Origin of the sequence: Nonomuraea diastatica (assembly GCF_004349015.1) — a bacterium.
GTDB lineage: Bacteria > Actinomycetota > Actinomycetes > Streptosporangiales > Streptosporangiaceae > Nonomuraea > Nonomuraea diastatica.
In genome coordinates this window covers 1-14,147 of the sequence record NZ_SMKP01000238.1, presented here as the reverse complement: position 1 = coordinate 14,147, position 14,147 = coordinate 1, and the positions used below count along the sequence as shown (strand labels likewise).

Sequence of the window (14,147 nt, the reverse complement as noted above, 5' to 3'; positions counted from 1 at the left end):
ACCACCACCCGCCGCATCACCTTGGGGATCTGCAGCGCCCCGCCGCCGCTGGTGGCCCACCGCCCGGAGACCACCCCGCCCACCACGTATTCGGGGCGGAGGCGGCCGTCGCGCACCCACTGGTCGGCCCACGCCCACCCGTGGGCGCTGAACAGCCTGGCCAGCTCCTTGTAGGCCAGCAGCGGCGCCACGGCGGGGTGGTCGATGCGCTTCAGCTCCCACGACCTGGTCGTCTTCAGCGTCACCCCCGCTCCCTTGAACGCCTTGACCAGCTGCTGCACCGAGTCGGGGTTGACCGGGTGGCCGAACGCCGCCGCCACCTCTGAGGCCAGCGCCTGCAGCTTGGCCGGCCGCATGCCGTGCACGGGCCGCGGGCCGAGCAGCTCGGTCAGCAGCTCGTCGTGCACGTCCGCGCGCCAGGGCATGCCGTCGTGCGCCATCTCGGCCGCGACGAGCGCCCCCGCGGACTCCGCGGCGACCAGCAGCCGGAACCTTCCCGGCTCGGGCAGCGCCGCGATGCGTCTGAGCTGGCCGGCCAGCACCTCCGCCACGGCCGCCGCGCCGAGCGGCTCGGGCGCGAACAGCGTGCCGGGCACGCTCGGCTCGTCAACGGGCACCGCCAGCCCGTGGAGCCTGGCGTGCGCGGCTCTGGCGGAGCGGGCCTCACCGTGGCGGCCCTCGTGCGCCAGCAGCAGCCCCTCGGTGAGCGCGATGTCGTGGCAGCGCGCGACCCGCACGCCGCCCGCCACCAGGGGCGTGTAGTCCTCCCTCGCGTCGGCCCAGACCCAGCGCGGACGCTCGGCTGCCTCGAGCTCGGCGACGGCCCGCGCCAGATCGGCGGGACGGCGAGGAGAGCCACCGACCGGGAGCAGCGTCTCCCCCGCGACCACGACGTGCACGTGTCAAGAGTGCCAAACGCCTCCGACAAATCCGGGCACGGGCCGGGAGTGGCTCACGCGAGGCTGATGCGCACCTCGTCCTCCAGCGGCGGATCCAGCTCCTGCCCCAGGCACCCGGTGGCGGCGAAGCAGCGCAGGGTCAGCTCGCCCGGCGTGACCGTGACGTGCATCAGCTGCTTGAAGAAGGGCGGGGTGTCCCAGTCGGACAGCTCGGACAGGTAGCGGTGGAACACCCTGTCCACGGGCAGCCTGAACGGCCACGGCCAGGCCCCGAGCAGCCGCGCCGCCCACCGCATCCTGCGGGTGATCGTGACGGTGCCCTCCGGGGTCCTGACCGGCTGGTTCTTGATGTGCTCCGACATGACGCACGCGGCCTCCGCGGGCGTGAGGTAGAGCCACTTCATCCGCAGCCTGGCGGCGTAGAGCTGGCTGTAGAACGACAGCGAGTCGCCGCGCAGCGGGTAGCACCTGAAGTCGTCCTCGTGCACGCCGGCCACGTCGACCCGCTGGATGGTGTGCGTCGCGTGCATGAACGCGCCGCCGCCTCCTGAGACGACGTACTGGATCAGCCGGTCCCCCACCTTGACCGGATAACGCTGGTAGTTGTGCACGTCGCCGCCGATGGCCGCGACGTAGCGGTGTGCGGGGTCACGCACGATGTCGTCGATCGTGCCGCCTTCCTCCAGCGGCGACGGCTTGTAGGCGTTGGCGGTGTAGATGGGCTTGCCCGTCACGAGGATCTTGGGCCGGGGGTCGAGCGAGACACGCCGCAGCCACGCGGTCTGCCCCTTGTCGATGATGTTCTTGATGCCGGTGTCGACCCCCACGATGAGCAGGTTGTCGCTCTCGATCGCCCAGTACGGCCCCGGCTGCGTCGCCTGCTGGGACGGCCTGCCCCTGAGCTTCCGCGCGCCGGCCAGCCGCGCCTCGTCGATCGGCTCCGGTTTGCGCCACAGCAGTCCGCGGATCCCGCGGTCGGGCTTCGGCTTGAGCTCGGCGTCGCAGAAGACCCGCATGAACCCGCCGAGCCCGTCGTACCAGTCGTGGTTGCCGGGGATGGCGTAAATGGGGGCGTCATAGTCCTTGTACGGACGGAAGAACTTGTCGCCGTACTCGTTGCCCGATCCCGTTGGATAGACCACATCGCTCGCGATGACGGCGAAGGACGTTCCCTGCCCGAGTTTCAACATCCCCGGAACAACGGCGTACTGAGAAGCATCTCCCTCCCCTGTATCACCGAGCAGCAGGAAACTAAAATTCCCCCCGACCGGTGCCTTGATACGAAATTCCGGATCAATCCCGCGCGCTTCCTGAGCCCTCACCCACTGCGCCCGCACCTGCCCGGACGGATCGCCTAACAACCCGGCGAGCACCTCGTTACGCGAGCGCCACAACGTCCGCGGATTGAGCCAGCTGAACCCTCGCCTGTCCGGTCTGAGCTGCGCGAACGTCCCCACCTGCGGGCACGCCCACCCGGCGCCCGACTCCGAGACCCGCGAGGAAAGCTGCTTTGCGCGTTCGGCCGCGACATCCACCATGACCTCATCTTTACCGTGATCTACCGATCACGCATCTTGAACGCTCCGTGCAGTCAGGGACGCGGAGGGTGCACCATGGTGTAGCCTCACCCCCCAAGCAAGCGGTTGGGACCGCCGAGGGGAGGCTCCCATGACCCGTAACAGCCCTGACGACGCGACCCGCAGAGGCACATCCGAAGTGGACGCTATTGAGGGTTTACTGGCTTATGCCCAGACTCGGCCCCGATGGGGTGGAGCGGCGTTCAAGAGCCTGAGCGAAGCCATCGCGAGGAGCCGCATTCTGGTCGGCGAGTCGCCGGAGGAATACTCGGGCCTGCTGGCCCGGTGCCTGAGCACGGGAGCGAGGCTGATGCTCCGGCGCGGGCGGCCCGCGGAGGCGCTGCCGCTGGCCGAGGAGGCGGTCGCGCTCACCCGTCCGATGGGCGGCGCCCCGCTGGTGGCCTCGCTGCACCGGCTCGCCGCCGTGCTGGAGGCCCTCCACCGCTACAGCGAGGCCGCCGCGCTGGTGGCGGAGGCCGACCAGGTGCTCCCACCCGAATGACCGTCCACTGCCACGACATGCGCCCAGCCCTCGTACGCCTCCCCTGCCGGCCGCACCACGCCCGTCCCCCGGCCGGTCGAACGCTCGGCCGCGCGGCCGCCCCGCACTCACGGCCCCGCGGCCGGCCGCACCCGCCGCGGGCCCTCACACCGGCGTGGCCGGAGGGACGAGCACGCCCGGGTTGAGGATGCCCGCGGGATCCAGCCGGGTCTTGACCGCGTTCAGAACGCTCACACCGACGGGACCCAGCTCGGCCGCGTACGCGTCGCGATGGTCGCGGCCGACCCCGTGGTGGTGCGTGATGGTGCCGCCCGCCTCGACGATGGCGGCGTTCACCTCCGCCTTGGCCCGCTCCCACTGGGCGACCGGGTCGGCGTCCTGCGGGGTCACGACGGTGAAGTACAACGAGGCGCCGGTCTCGTACGCGTGGGAGATATGGCACATGACGAGCGGCGAGCCGAGCGCCCCGAGCAGGGCGAGCCGCACCGCGTCGTAGAGACGCGGCAGGTTCGCCCAGAACCCGGCCGTCTCCAGCGTCTCGACGGTGGCGCCGGCCGCGAGCAGCGAGTCGCGCAGGTACGGCGCCGAGAACCGGCCCCGCTCCCACGCCTCGCCGGGGCCCGCGCCGAGCGGTTCGCCGCCCAGCCCCGCCAGCACGGCGGAGACGGCCGGCCGCCGCCCGGTCTCCGAGGCGCCCTCGTGGCCCGCGATCAGCAGGCAGCCGGAGCCGCCCGAGCCGATGGCGTCCGGCTCGGCCAGGCCGATCATGGTTTCGGTCTCGTCGGACAGCCGCAGCACGGCCGGCATGGGCCCCTCCTGCGCCAGCGTCCGCACGGCCGCGGAGCCGGCCGCGAACGACGCGAACCGCCACCCCTCGTAGCGGCGCTCGGCGGGCGCGCGGCGTACCCGCAGGCGCAGCGACGTGATGACGCCGAAGGCGCCTTCGGAGCCGAGGACGAGTTGCCGCAGGTCGGGCCCGGCCGCCGACTTGGGGGCGCGGCCGACGTCCAGGGTGCCCGCCGGGGTGGCGACGGTGAGGCCCATGACCATGTCGTCGAAGCGCCCATATCCGGCGGAGGCCTGGCCGCTGGAGCGGGCGGCCGCGAAGCCGCCGAGCGTGGCGTACTCGAAGGACTGGGGGAAGTGCCCGAGCGTCAGCCCGCGCGCGGCGAGCAGCCGCTCGGCCTCGGAGGCCCGCGCGCCCGGCTCGAACTCGGCCACCATCGACTCCGTGTCCACCGACCGCAGCCGGTCGAGCCTGGCCAGGTCGAGCGCGACGACTCCGGCGAACCCGGCGCGGGCGGCCGCGAGCCCGCCCACGACCGAGGTGCCGCCGCCGAAGGGCACGACCGCGATCCGCTCGGCGGAGCACAGCCGCAGCAGGGCGGCCACCTCCCCGTGCGAGCCGGGCAGCACCACGGCGTCGGGCGCGTCGGAGCCGTCACCCGCGCGCATCCGCAGCAGGTCGGGGGTGGACTTGCCGCGCGTGTGCCGCACGCGGGCCTCGTGCGTGGTCACGACGTGCTCGGCGCCGGCCACCCCGGCCAGCGCCTCGACCAGCGGCCCCGGCAGGGCGACCGGCGGGACCCGCACCGCCTCCAGCGCGACGGCGGGGACGGCGGGCGCGCGCACGCCGAGCAGGTCGTGCAGCAGCGTGCGGATCTGCTCGGGCAGCTCCCGGGCGCGGGCGGGGTCGCCCCATCCCGACCACGACATGGGTTCTCCAGGCATGGGTACACTGTGACACATGACGTCGATTCGTCACAACGACGGGGTGCTGGACGCCGCCCGCGACTGCGTGCTGGCCTACGGAGTGCGCAGGACGACCCTTACGGACGTGGCGCGCAGGGCCGGGGTGTCACGGATGACGCTCTACCGCCGCTGGCCCGACGTGCGCACACTGGTCGCCGACGTGATGACCAGGGAATGGGTGCGGGTGATCGCGGACCTGGACATGTCCGATCCGGTCCGCGCGGTCGTCGCGGGCGTGCGGGGGCTGCGCGCGCACCCGTTGTGGCGCAAGATCGTGGAGGCGGATCCCGAGCTGCTCCTCCCCTACCTGCTCGACCGGCGCGGCGCGACCCACGAGGCCGTGCTGGAGGTGTTGGAGCAGGGCTTCGGCGATCCGCGCAAGGCCCGAGCGGTGCTGCTGGTGGCCCAGTCCTTCCTGCTGTCCGCTCCGACCATGCTCGGCCCCGTGACCGTGGACGACCTCGACGACGAACTCACCGCCTTGCTGGAGGGATACCTTGACCGACGAGAGAGCCGCTGAACGCGCCGCCGCGGTCCCGACCCGGCGCGGCGGAAGGGCACGGGGCTGATGGGCGAGCCTGCCGCGGGGAGTTCGCTGAACGCCCGCAGACGGGCCCGTGAGCTGCGCCGGGCAGCAGAGGAGCGGGTGGACGTGCTGGTGGTGGGGCTCGGCGCGACCGGCGCGGGCGCCGCGCTCGACGCCGCCTCCCGCGGGCTGAGCGTGGCCGCGATCGACGCCCACGACCTGGCGTTCGGCACGTCAAGGTGGAGCTCGAAGCTCGTCCACGGCGGGCTGCGCTACCTCGCCAAGGGGCAGGTCGACGTGGCCTACGAGAGCGCCGTCGAGCGCGGCGTCCTGCTCCGCACGACGGCTCCCCACCTGGTCAAGGCACACCCGTACATGCTGCCGCTGACGCCCGCGGTCTCGCGGCGGCAGGCGGCCATGGTGGCGGCCGGCTACCGGCTGGGCGACGCGCTGCGGGCCGCCGCCCGCACGCCGCGCCGCCTGCTGCCCGGTCCCACGCGGCTCACCGCGGCCCGCACCCGCACCCTGGCGCCCGTGCTCAGCGGCGACGGCCTGCGCGGCGCGCTGCTGTCGTGGGACGGCCGGCTGCTCGACGACGCGCGGCTGGTGGTGGCGATCGCCAGGACCGCCGCCGCCCACGGCGCTCGCGTGCTGACCCGCTGCCGCGCGCTGCGGCTCTCGGAAGGGGGCGCCGACGTACGCGACGAGCTGACGGGCGAGAAGTTCACCATCCGGGCCAGAGCGGTGATCAACGCGACGGGGGCGTGGGCGGGATCGCTGGATCCGCAGGTGAGGCTGCGTCCGTCACGCGGCACCCACCTCGTCCTGTCCCCCGGCACGCTGCACGGGCTGATCGCGGGCATGCACGTGCCCATCCCGGGAGAGAGCAACCGGTTCGCGCTCGTGCTCCCCCAGAACGACGGCCGCGTCTACGTCGGGCTCACGGACGAGCCGCTGGACGGGCCGGTGCCGGACGTCCCCGAGGCGCCCGAGGAGGACGTCAGAACGCTCCTGGAGGTGCTGAACGGCATTCTTGAGGCCCCGGTGACCAGAGAGGCGGTTGCGGGCGCGTACGCGGGCCTCAGGCCCCTCCTGGCGGCCGACGGGCGGACGGCCGACCTGTCCCGGAGGCACGCGGTCCTGTCCGGCGGGGGCGTCGTCACGGTCGTCGGAGGCAAGCTGACGACATATCGCCGTATGGCCGAGGACGCGGTGGATCGAGCGGTCTCGGCCATGAGACTGCCGGGCGGGCGGAGCCGTACGAAGAAGATCCCGCTCGTGGGGGCGGGCCCGCAACCGTCCGGTGTGCCCGTGCGGCTGGCCGAGCGGTACGGCGGCGAGGCGCAGGCCGTGCACGAGCTCGTCAAGGCGCACCCCGAGGAGGTCGGGCTCGGCATCACCAAGGGCGAGCTGCTGTGGTCGGTCCGGCACGAGGGCGCGCTCGACGAGGGCGACCTGCTGGACCGGCGGACCAGGATCGGCCTGGTCAAGCGGGACAGGGACCGCGCACTGCCCGCGACACGGGACGTACTGCGCGGAACACCCCACGCCTGATGGCACCAACCCGTTAGATTAGGCTTACCTAATCTGACCGGGGAAGGAGAACGGGCGTTGGCGACGGGCTGCGAGCATCCCATCGGGTGCCACACGGGGGAGATGCCCACACTGGCGAGCGCGACCGTGGGGGCCAGACTCTGGCTGCTCATCGAATACACCGGCGCCTGGCCCTCGCGCCTGGAAAACTTCGAACTTACTCAAGAAATCTCCGAACTCGTCCGCCGGGCACTCGAACGCGATATCAGGCCCCAGCTGATCCGCCGCCCGGGGAAGCGGACCCGCCCGCAGGAGCAGGGCATCCGTGTGCTACTGGGTCACGCGACCGGTGACCGTCCGTGGCTCGCCGGGGGCGTCGTCGCAGGTCCTGACGATCTTGACCTGGATGCTTTCGTGGCCGGAGTGGTCCCGGAGTCCTGCATACTTGAAGACGAGCCGGTATTTCTGGTCTGCACGCACGCCAAGCGCAATGTGTGCTGCGCCCGCATTGGATTGCCCCTCGCTCGGTCACTGGCCGAATCTTTGCCGGACAGAGTGTGGGAAACGTCACACGTTGGCGGCGATCGTTACGCCGCCAACCTCGTGTGCTTGCCACACGGAATTTTCTACGGCAGCATGTCTCAGGCTGCTGCACTGGCAGCGGCTAACGCGTACCGGTCGGGCGAGATCATTCTCGACCGCTACCGGGGACGCGCAGGCATCCCTGAGCCATTGCAAGCCGTGGAACACTTCGCCCGAGCCCATACGGGAGAGTGTTCCGTCGGCGCGGTGGCCGTGGAATCCTCCAGGTCGGACGGCGACGTCACCAAAGCCATCGTGCGCTGCGGCGACGTCCGGTTCCAGGTTGTGGTTGAGCCATCGGCGTTCACAGCGCCGTGTGGTACGGCTTGCGCCGAGACGATCACCACCTACCGGCTGGTTTCGCTGGACAGGCTCACGCCTGTGCGGTACGCCACGCCTGCTCTCGCCTGACCAGGGAACATCACGGCCCGGCCTTGCGTTGGAACAGTGACGCCAAAAGCGTCCAATGCGGCTCAATTCCGAAATACCTCTCACGAAGGTGGTTTTCTCATGTCTCAGGTACGTCGGCAGCTCGCCCGCCCGCGCCCCAGTTGGGGTTGGCAGGATGATGCCGCGTGCCGGGGTGAGGACCTCGTGCTCTTCTTCGGCCCCGACGGGGAGCGGCAGCCCGAGCGTGACGTACGTGAGCGGAAGGCCAAGGCGATCTGCGCCCAGTGCCCCGTCCGCACCGAGTGCCTTGACTACGCGCTGTCCCGGCCCGAGAAGTACGGCACGTGGGGCGGTCTCAACGAGGACGAGCGCGCGAGCGAGCGTCGCCGTCGTATGCGCCGCGCGGCCAGCGCCGGCATCTCCGCCGCCTGACACACACCCGGCTGCGTCACCAGCACCGCGTGATCACGCAGTTGTCCCGATGAACCGGAGCCTGGCCCTCCATGCCCAGGCGCTGGCGAACCCGGTCGGGACAACTGCCTGATCAGGCACCTCACCTGGCACCATCCACAGCTTCACCCAACGGTCCGGCCGGACGACACCCCGGCCGGGACCCGCGGCCGTCCGTGCGGCGACGCGGGTCCCGTGCGGCGGCGGTCCTTCCACCGGTCCATGCGATCCCGTCCCGCCCGGCGGTCCTTTCCCCGGTCATACGGCGACGCAGTTCCGCGCGCCGACGGTCCCTTCACCGGTCCACGCGGCGATCCCGTCCCGCGCAGCGTCCTTCACCGGCCGCACCCGGGCCCACCGGTCGGCGGCCGCTCCCACATGATCGTGATCAGCCGGCCCCGCCTCTCCATCGCCCAACGCGGCGACCTCGGCAGGGCGCCTCCGCCGCGCCCACGGTCAGGCGACCGAAATGCATCGCCGGACAGACCGTAACCCGGCCTGCCCGGCGACGAACACCGTCTCAGACGATCAGGTCGTCGAACTCCCCGTCTTTCGCACCGAGCACGAACGCGGTGATCTCGGCCTGCGTGTAGACGAGCGCGGGGCCCTCGGGAAAACGTGAGTTGCGCATCGCTATCTCCCCCGTGGGCAGGCCGGCGACCTCGACGCAGTTGCCGTTGGGGTTGCTCTGCTTGCTCTTGCGCCAGACGACGGGAAGGCGGCCGGCGGGCGTTCCGTTCCGGAACTCGTGCATGGGGGCGGCTCCTCGCGATCTTACGGATGCACGTGCATCCGCGCTTGCGAGTTGACAATACGACAGCGCGCCGAAGCACATATACCGGACGACCAAAAATCCTGGTATGCCGTGGATCACAGGGATATCAGCAGCTCAGCCGGAAATGAGCCGCTCCAGGAAGCGCCGGGTCGCCTTGGGTTCCTCGGCCTGGATGCTGAGCCGGTCCATGACCTCCATGTAGTGGTCGGAATCGGCGGGTTTGTCCAGGTAGAGGGCGCTGGTGAGCTGCTCCATGTACACCACGTCGGGCAGCTCACGCTCGGGGAAACGCAGGATGCTGAAGGAACCGCCGGCCGCCGCGTGCCCGCCGCGGTCGAACGGCATGATCTGCACGGTGACGTTGCGCTCGGCCGTGATGTCGAGGAGGAACGCGACCTGCTCCCGCATCGTCTCGGTGCCGCCCAGCGTGCGCCGCACGACGGCCTCGTCGATCACCGCCCAGAGCGTGAGGCCGCTGTCCAGCCGCCCCTGCCGGGCCATGCGCAGCGCCACCCGGCGGTCGAGCTCCGACCGCGCGGCCTTCTCGTGGGCCAGTTCGATGACCGCTCTGGCATAGGCGGGGGTCTGGAGCAGCCCGGGGACGAACTGGTTCTCGTAGGTGCGGATGCTGGAGGCGGCGCCCTCCAGGCCGATGTAGACCTCGAACCATGACGGCAGCAGGTCGCCGTACTTGTGCCACCAGCCGGGGGCGTTGGCCTGCTCGGCCAGGGCGAGCAGCGGCTCGCGCTCGGCGGGGTCGGTGACGCCGTAGAGGGTGAGCAGATCGGCCACGTCGCGCTGCTTGAAGCTGACCTGGCCGAGCTCCAGCCGGCTGATCTTGGCGTGAGATGCGCGAATCGAGTACCCCGCGTCCTCGCGCGAGATACCCTTCTCCATGCGGAGCCTGCGGAGTTGGGTGCCGAGCAGGATGCGCAGCACCGTCGGGCTTCCGGGGGAATGGCTGAGCAGCCTTCCCTCCGCGCTCTGTGCGCTCACGCATCGCTCCTAGATCCTCTGCACGTGCAGATGCGATTCGCATCCGTAAACTACGAAAAGTCTTGCATCGGTAAGCACTCCCCGTAAAGATGGGCATTGGATCACCAGACCGCGCTTCGGGGGCCTGAATGACGACTTTCGACGCTCGGCCGCAAGCCGCCATCGGTTCCCGGCCTCCAGGATGGCTCTCGTCCGTCCTGGTAGACGGTCATGCCGGTGAGTTCGACGCCGTCTTCCCCTTCCACCAGCGCATCGAGCCCTCGTGCGTGGCGACCGCCCGGCGGTTCGTCGACCAGACGCTCACCGCGTGGGGCGTGATGGAGGTGGCCTTCGACGCGCAGCTCGTGGTCTCGGAGCTGGTGACCAACGCCATGCGGCACGGCGGAGGGGTGGCTCAGCTGCGCCTGCTGTCTCATGGCGCGGAGCTCGCCTGCGTGGTGGCCGACCACAGCCACACCGTGCCGGTGACCGCCGCACCCGACGTGTTCTCGGAGTTCGGGCGAGGGCTGCGGCTGGTCGACGCCCTCTGCTCCGCCTGGGGGTGGCTCTCCCCCAGTGGCTCGCGCAAGCTCGTCTGGGCCGTTCTCGTCGGCTGAGCGTGCCTCGCGCCGCCCATCGGCGTACGTCATTCACCGTGATCCCGCCTCGCGGAGCAGCTCGAGTACGTCGTCGTCACTGAGCTGGTCGAAGCGCTCGTACCACTGGCCGACCGCCCTGAAGTCGACCGGCTCCAGCAGCACGACCACCTCGTCGGCCTCCTCCCGCAGGGACGTGACGGTGTCGCGCGCCCCGACCGGCACGGCCAGCGTCACCTTTTCGGGCTTGGCCGCGCCGACCGCCCTGAGCGCGGCCCGCGCGGTGCCGCCGGTCGCCAGGCCGTCGTCCACCACGATCACTTCGCGTCCCTCCAGCGGGGGCAGCGGGCGGTCACCCCGGTAGGCGCTCACCCGGCGGGCCAGCTCACGCCGCTCCTGCTCGACCACGTCCGCGACGGACTCGGGGGTGAGGCCGAGCCGGCGCAGCAGCACCAGGTGGAACACGGGCTCACCGCCCTCGGCCACCGCGCCGACGCCCAGCTCTGGCTGCCCCGGATAGCCGATCTTCCTGGTCACGAGCACGTCGAGTACGGCGCCGAGCCGGCGCGCGATGGGCTCGGCCACCGCCACCCCGCCGCGGGGCAGCGCGAGCACCACGGGGTCGTGGGCGTCCCGCAGCCGTTCGGCGAGCAGCGCACCGGCCTGGGCCCGGTCTGCGAAAAGCATCATGACTTCTGCCTACCCGCCGATGCCGTCTCCTCGCCTCCGCACCCCCGGCCGGGGCGACGAACGGCCGCCCCGGCGGGGACCGGCGGCGCGAGGCGCGCAAGCCGGCCAGGCTAGGCCGCACGGGCAAGGCCGCACGGGCCCCGCGAGGCCGGGCGGCGGCGAGGAGCGGACGGTCAGGCGCGGACGGTCAGGGGCGGTTGCGGCCCGAGCGGCGCATCTCCTTCGTGATGACCTTCCACTTGTTCTGCTGCTCCTTACGGAGCCGCGCGTCGGTCCTGGCCGCCATCCACGCCGCCTCCCGCTGCAGCTTGCGCCAGCTCTCCAGGCGCCGCTCCGGCAACTCGCCGCTGTCCAGGGCCGCCAGCACCGCGCATCCGGGCTCTCCCGAGTGTCCGCAGTCGCCGAACCTGCACTGCTCCGCGAGCGCCTCGATGTCGGCGAAGACGAGGTCGACGCCCTCGCCGATGTCGTAGAGGCCTATCCTGCGAATGCCCGGCGTGTCGATGATCAGCCCGCCGCCGGGCAGCGGGATCAGCTCTCTGTGCACGGTGGTGTGCCGGCCACGCCCGTCGGCGGCGCGCACCTGCTGGGTCTCCATGACGGGCTCCCCGGCCAGGGCGTTGACCAGGGTGGACTTGCCGGCGCCCGACGGGCCGAGGATGACGGCCGTGCGGGAGCCTTCGAGGTAGTCGCCGGCCAGCCGCACGCCGTCGCCCCTCAGCGAGGAGACGGCGTGCACGTCGACGCCGGGCGCGGCCACCCGCACGTCGGCGAGCAACTGGTCGAGGCCGTGCTCGAACAGGTCGGACTTGGTGATGAGCACGACCGGCGTGCCCCCGGACTCCCAGGCCAGGGCGACGAGCCGCTCGATGCGGCCCAGGTCGGCGAAGTCGGTGGAGTGCATGGACGGCTCGGCCACGAAGACGACGTCGACGTTGGCCGCGAGCACCTGGCCCTGGCCGTCACCTGACAGGCCGCCGACCGAGGTGCGGCTGACGCCTCCCCGGATGAACGCGGTCGTCCTCGGCAGGACATCGCCGAGCTCGTAGCGGCCCTCGTGGAGCCAGGACAGCGCGACCCAGTCGCCGACGCACGGCAGCGCCACCGGGTCGGCGGCGGCCGCCCTGCGCACGTGGGCGGCGTATTTGGCGTGATGCTGGCCGTCGGCCGCGATCACCTCGGCGGCGCCGCGATCGACCCGGGCGACGCGGGCGGGGACGGTGCCGGCGGGCAGCTCGGCGGCGCGCAGATCGCTCCAGCCGAGCAGGGAAAGATCGTATGACAACGCAGTGACCCTTTGATGCGAGAAGGAGCCGGGCAGCTCAGGCGAGGGCCCGGAGGTGGACGGACAGCATGTCGGCCAGAACGACCCGCATAAGTCCCCACCTCCTCGATCGGTTGCCATGGCGACTCTACGCATACCGCCCCGACGTGCGCAATCACATTAAGTATCGCGATCTGTTGAACCGTGTCAGGGCGACCGGCCGTACCACCTGCCGACGGACGCGAGAAAGGGGAATGATGCGGATCAGCACGTATCCCCCGCCCTCGGCCGAGGAAGCCCTCCCGATGGGCAGGCCGCGCTTACGACACTGGCTCCGGCGGGTGCGACCGGATGACGCGGTGCGCGACGACGCGGTGCCGGACGACGAGGTGGTCGTGTCCGCGCTCTACCGGGAATATCACCGGCCGCTGCTGGCCTTCGTGATCAGGCTCACGGCCGGCGATCGGCAGTGGGCGGAAGACGTGGTGCAGGAGACCATGATTCGTGCCTGGCGCAGTGCGGAGCGGCTCGACCCTGACGCGGTCTCGCTCATGCCCTGGCTGGCCACGGTCGCCAGACGTATCGTGATCGACGACCGGCGGCGCAGGGACGCCCGCCCGCAGGAGTCGGGCGACGGTCAGCTGGAGAGCATGTCCGTGCCCGACGGGATGGAGGGACTGCTGCACCAGGTGGTCGTGTCCGAGGCGCTGAAGGCGCTGTCGCCGGCACATCGCGAGATCCTCAACGAGACGATCTTGCAGGATCGCTCGGTCAACGACGCCGCGCAGGCGCTCGGCATCCCGGTGGGCACCGTGAAGTCCCGCGTCTACTACGCCGTCCGCGCGCTGCGGATCGCGCTGGAGGAGCGGGGGGTGACGGCATGACCTCCCGCGTGGAGCACACCGACGTCGGCGCCTACGCCCTCGGCCTCCTGGAGGAGGACGACCGCTTCGCCTTCGAGGCCCACCTTCTCGGCTGCCCCGCCTGCCGGTCCGAGCTGGCCGACCTGGCCGGCGTGGCGAGCGTGCTGCACGGCATCGGCCCCCTTCCCGAGGACCCCCGCCCGCCTTCCTCCGGCGACCTCACCGGGCAGGGCGACGTGGTCGGCCGCCTCCGGCGCAGGAAGGCGGCTCACAGGCGGCAGCGCAAAGGGACGTTCGCCGCCGGGATGGCGGCGGCCGTCACGCTGGTCGCCGGCGGGCTGACCATCGGCACGCAGCTCAGCGCGGGCGAACCGCCGGTCGCGCAGGGCGAGGCGGAGAACATGGGCCCGGCCGAGCAGTTCTTCGCCGGTGGCACCCCCATCGAGGGCAAGGGCGTCGACGGGGTGACCGGCGGGCTGGTCGTGGAGTCCAAGGCCTGGGGCACCCACGCGGCGCTCAAACTGGCCGGGATCAAAGGGCCGCTGGAGTGCGAGCTGATCTCGGTCGGCAAGAAGGGAGAGCGGCGGGTGATGACCGGATGGTCCGTACCTCCAGCTGGGTACGGAGTTCCGGGCTCACCCGACCCCCTCTACATGCACGGCGGCAGTGCCACGCCGCTGCAGGACGTCGACCGCTTCGAGGTGGTCACCTCGACCGGCAGGAAACTGCTCACCGTCGAGGCCTGACCATCGCCATCGCGGGCGGGGCACTCC

At 71.5% G+C, this 14,147-nt stretch carries 14 protein-coding genes and 1 pseudogene; 8 read left to right on the top strand and 7 right to left on the bottom strand.

The window, feature by feature from the left end; all coding sequences use genetic code 11:
- A pseudogene (locus E1294_RS46665) lies at positions 1-899 on the bottom strand (bifunctional 3'-5' exonuclease/DNA polymerase); the annotation flags it as partial.
- 53 nt (positions 900-952) lie between these two features.
- Complete coding sequence (locus E1294_RS46660) at positions 953-2,221, bottom strand: metallophosphoesterase family protein (protein WP_246083767.1); 1,269 nt, start codon at positions 2,219-2,221, stop codon at positions 953-955.
- A 346-nt stretch (positions 2,222-2,567) separates the two neighbouring features.
- Here E1294_RS46660 and E1294_RS46655 point away from each other — a divergent pair, with 346 nt between their 5' ends.
- A complete protein-coding gene (locus E1294_RS46655; protein WP_132518345.1) occupies positions 2,568-2,978 on the top strand; it encodes a tetratricopeptide repeat protein in 411 nt (136 codons plus the stop codon).
- 144 nt (positions 2,979-3,122) lie between these two features.
- On the opposite strand, the gene E1294_RS46650 is transcribed toward E1294_RS46655, so the two are convergent.
- Positions 3,123-4,694, bottom strand: a complete 1,572-nt coding sequence (locus E1294_RS46650; protein WP_132518353.1) for an FAD-binding oxidoreductase — start codon at positions 4,692-4,694, stop codon at positions 3,123-3,125.
- A 31-nt stretch (positions 4,695-4,725) separates the two neighbouring features.
- Between E1294_RS46650 and E1294_RS46645 the strand changes: the two genes are divergently transcribed.
- The 4 genes from E1294_RS46645 to E1294_RS46630 all read left to right on the top strand — a co-directional run bounded on the left by E1294_RS46645 (position 4,726) and on the right by E1294_RS46630 (position 8,193).
- Complete coding sequence (locus E1294_RS46645) at positions 4,726-5,250, top strand: TetR/AcrR family transcriptional regulator (protein WP_132518343.1); 525 nt, start codon at positions 4,726-4,728, stop codon at positions 5,248-5,250.
- Between the two features lie 48 nt (positions 5,251-5,298).
- The gene (locus tag E1294_RS46640) at positions 5,299-6,810 is read left to right on the top strand and encodes a glycerol-3-phosphate dehydrogenase/oxidase (protein WP_132518341.1); all 1,512 of its coding nucleotides are present in this window, start codon (positions 5,299-5,301) and stop codon (positions 6,808-6,810) included.
- A 102-nt stretch (positions 6,811-6,912) separates the two neighbouring features.
- The gene (locus tag E1294_RS46635; RefSeq protein ID WP_246083766.1) at positions 6,913-7,782 is read left to right on the top strand and encodes a sucrase ferredoxin; all 870 of its coding nucleotides are present in this window, start codon (positions 6,913-6,915) and stop codon (positions 7,780-7,782) included.
- Between the two features lie 99 nt (positions 7,783-7,881).
- Positions 7,882-8,193, top strand: coding sequence for a WhiB family transcriptional regulator (locus tag E1294_RS46630; protein WP_101784355.1), 312 nt, complete (start codon positions 7,882-7,884; stop codon positions 8,191-8,193).
- A gap of 538 nt (positions 8,194-8,731) precedes the next feature.
- On the opposite strand, the gene E1294_RS46625 is transcribed toward E1294_RS46630, so the two are convergent.
- On the bottom strand, positions 8,732-8,965 hold the full coding sequence (locus tag E1294_RS46625; protein WP_132518337.1) for a DUF397 domain-containing protein: 234 nt from the start codon (positions 8,963-8,965) through the stop codon (positions 8,732-8,734).
- 135 nt (positions 8,966-9,100) lie between these two features.
- The gene (locus E1294_RS46620; RefSeq protein ID WP_246083765.1) at positions 9,101-9,982 is read right to left on the bottom strand and encodes a helix-turn-helix domain-containing protein; all 882 of its coding nucleotides are present in this window, start codon (positions 9,980-9,982) and stop codon (positions 9,101-9,103) included.
- Positions 9,983-10,110: 128 nt separating this feature from the next.
- Between E1294_RS46620 and E1294_RS46615 the strand changes: the two genes are divergently transcribed.
- Positions 10,111-10,578, top strand: coding sequence for an ATP-binding protein (locus E1294_RS46615; RefSeq protein WP_132518335.1), 468 nt, complete (start codon positions 10,111-10,113; stop codon positions 10,576-10,578).
- 33 nt (positions 10,579-10,611) lie between these two features.
- On the opposite strand, the gene E1294_RS46610 is transcribed toward E1294_RS46615, so the two are convergent.
- Positions 10,612-11,247, bottom strand: a complete 636-nt coding sequence (locus tag E1294_RS46610) for a phosphoribosyltransferase (protein ID WP_220448336.1) — start codon at positions 11,245-11,247, stop codon at positions 10,612-10,614.
- 187 nt (positions 11,248-11,434) lie between these two features.
- Positions 11,435-12,532: a ribosome small subunit-dependent GTPase A gene (gene rsgA / locus E1294_RS46605; protein WP_132518333.1), complete on the bottom strand. Its 1,098-nt coding sequence runs from the start codon at positions 12,530-12,532 to the stop codon at positions 11,435-11,437.
- Positions 12,533-12,852: 320 nt separating this feature from the next.
- Between rsgA and E1294_RS46600 the strand changes: the two genes are divergently transcribed.
- On the top strand, positions 12,853-13,395 hold the full coding sequence (locus E1294_RS46600) for a sigma-70 family RNA polymerase sigma factor (RefSeq protein WP_246083764.1): 543 nt from the start codon (positions 12,853-12,855) through the stop codon (positions 13,393-13,395).
- The gene (locus E1294_RS46595; protein ID WP_132518329.1) at positions 13,392-14,120 is read left to right on the top strand and encodes an anti-sigma factor family protein; all 729 of its coding nucleotides are present in this window, start codon (positions 13,392-13,394) and stop codon (positions 14,118-14,120) included. Before E1294_RS46600 ends, E1294_RS46595 begins: the two co-directional genes overlap by 4 nt.
- Positions 14,121-14,147: the final 27 nt, after the last annotated feature.

Bases quoted from the DNA above. Each gene is read 5' to 3' on its own strand.
- E1294_RS46650 (WP_132518353.1), bottom strand. From the start codon at position 4,694: ATGTCGTGGTCGGGATGGGGCGACCCCGCCCGCGCCCGGGAGCTGCCC.
- E1294_RS46645 (WP_132518343.1), top strand. From the start codon at position 4,726: ATGACGTCGATTCGTCACAACGACGGGGTGCTGGACGCCGCCCGCGAC.
- E1294_RS46630 (WP_101784355.1), top strand. From the start codon at position 7,882: ATGTCTCAGGTACGTCGGCAGCTCGCCCGCCCGCGCCCCAGTTGGGGT.
- E1294_RS46655 (WP_132518345.1), top strand. From the start codon at position 2,568: ATGACCCGTAACAGCCCTGACGACGCGACCCGCAGAGGCACATCCGAA.
- E1294_RS46625 (WP_132518337.1), bottom strand. From the start codon at position 8,965: ATGCACGAGTTCCGGAACGGAACGCCCGCCGGCCGCCTTCCCGTCGTC.
- E1294_RS46610 (WP_220448336.1), bottom strand. From the start codon at position 11,247: ATGATGCTTTTCGCAGACCGGGCCCAGGCCGGTGCGCTGCTCGCCGAA.
- E1294_RS46635 (WP_246083766.1), top strand. From the start codon at position 6,913: ATGCCCACACTGGCGAGCGCGACCGTGGGGGCCAGACTCTGGCTGCTC.
- E1294_RS46615 (WP_132518335.1), top strand. From the start codon at position 10,111: ATGACGACTTTCGACGCTCGGCCGCAAGCCGCCATCGGTTCCCGGCCT.
- E1294_RS46640 (WP_132518341.1), top strand. From the start codon at position 5,299: ATGGGCGAGCCTGCCGCGGGGAGTTCGCTGAACGCCCGCAGACGGGCC.
- E1294_RS46595 (WP_132518329.1), top strand. From the start codon at position 13,392: ATGACCTCCCGCGTGGAGCACACCGACGTCGGCGCCTACGCCCTCGGC.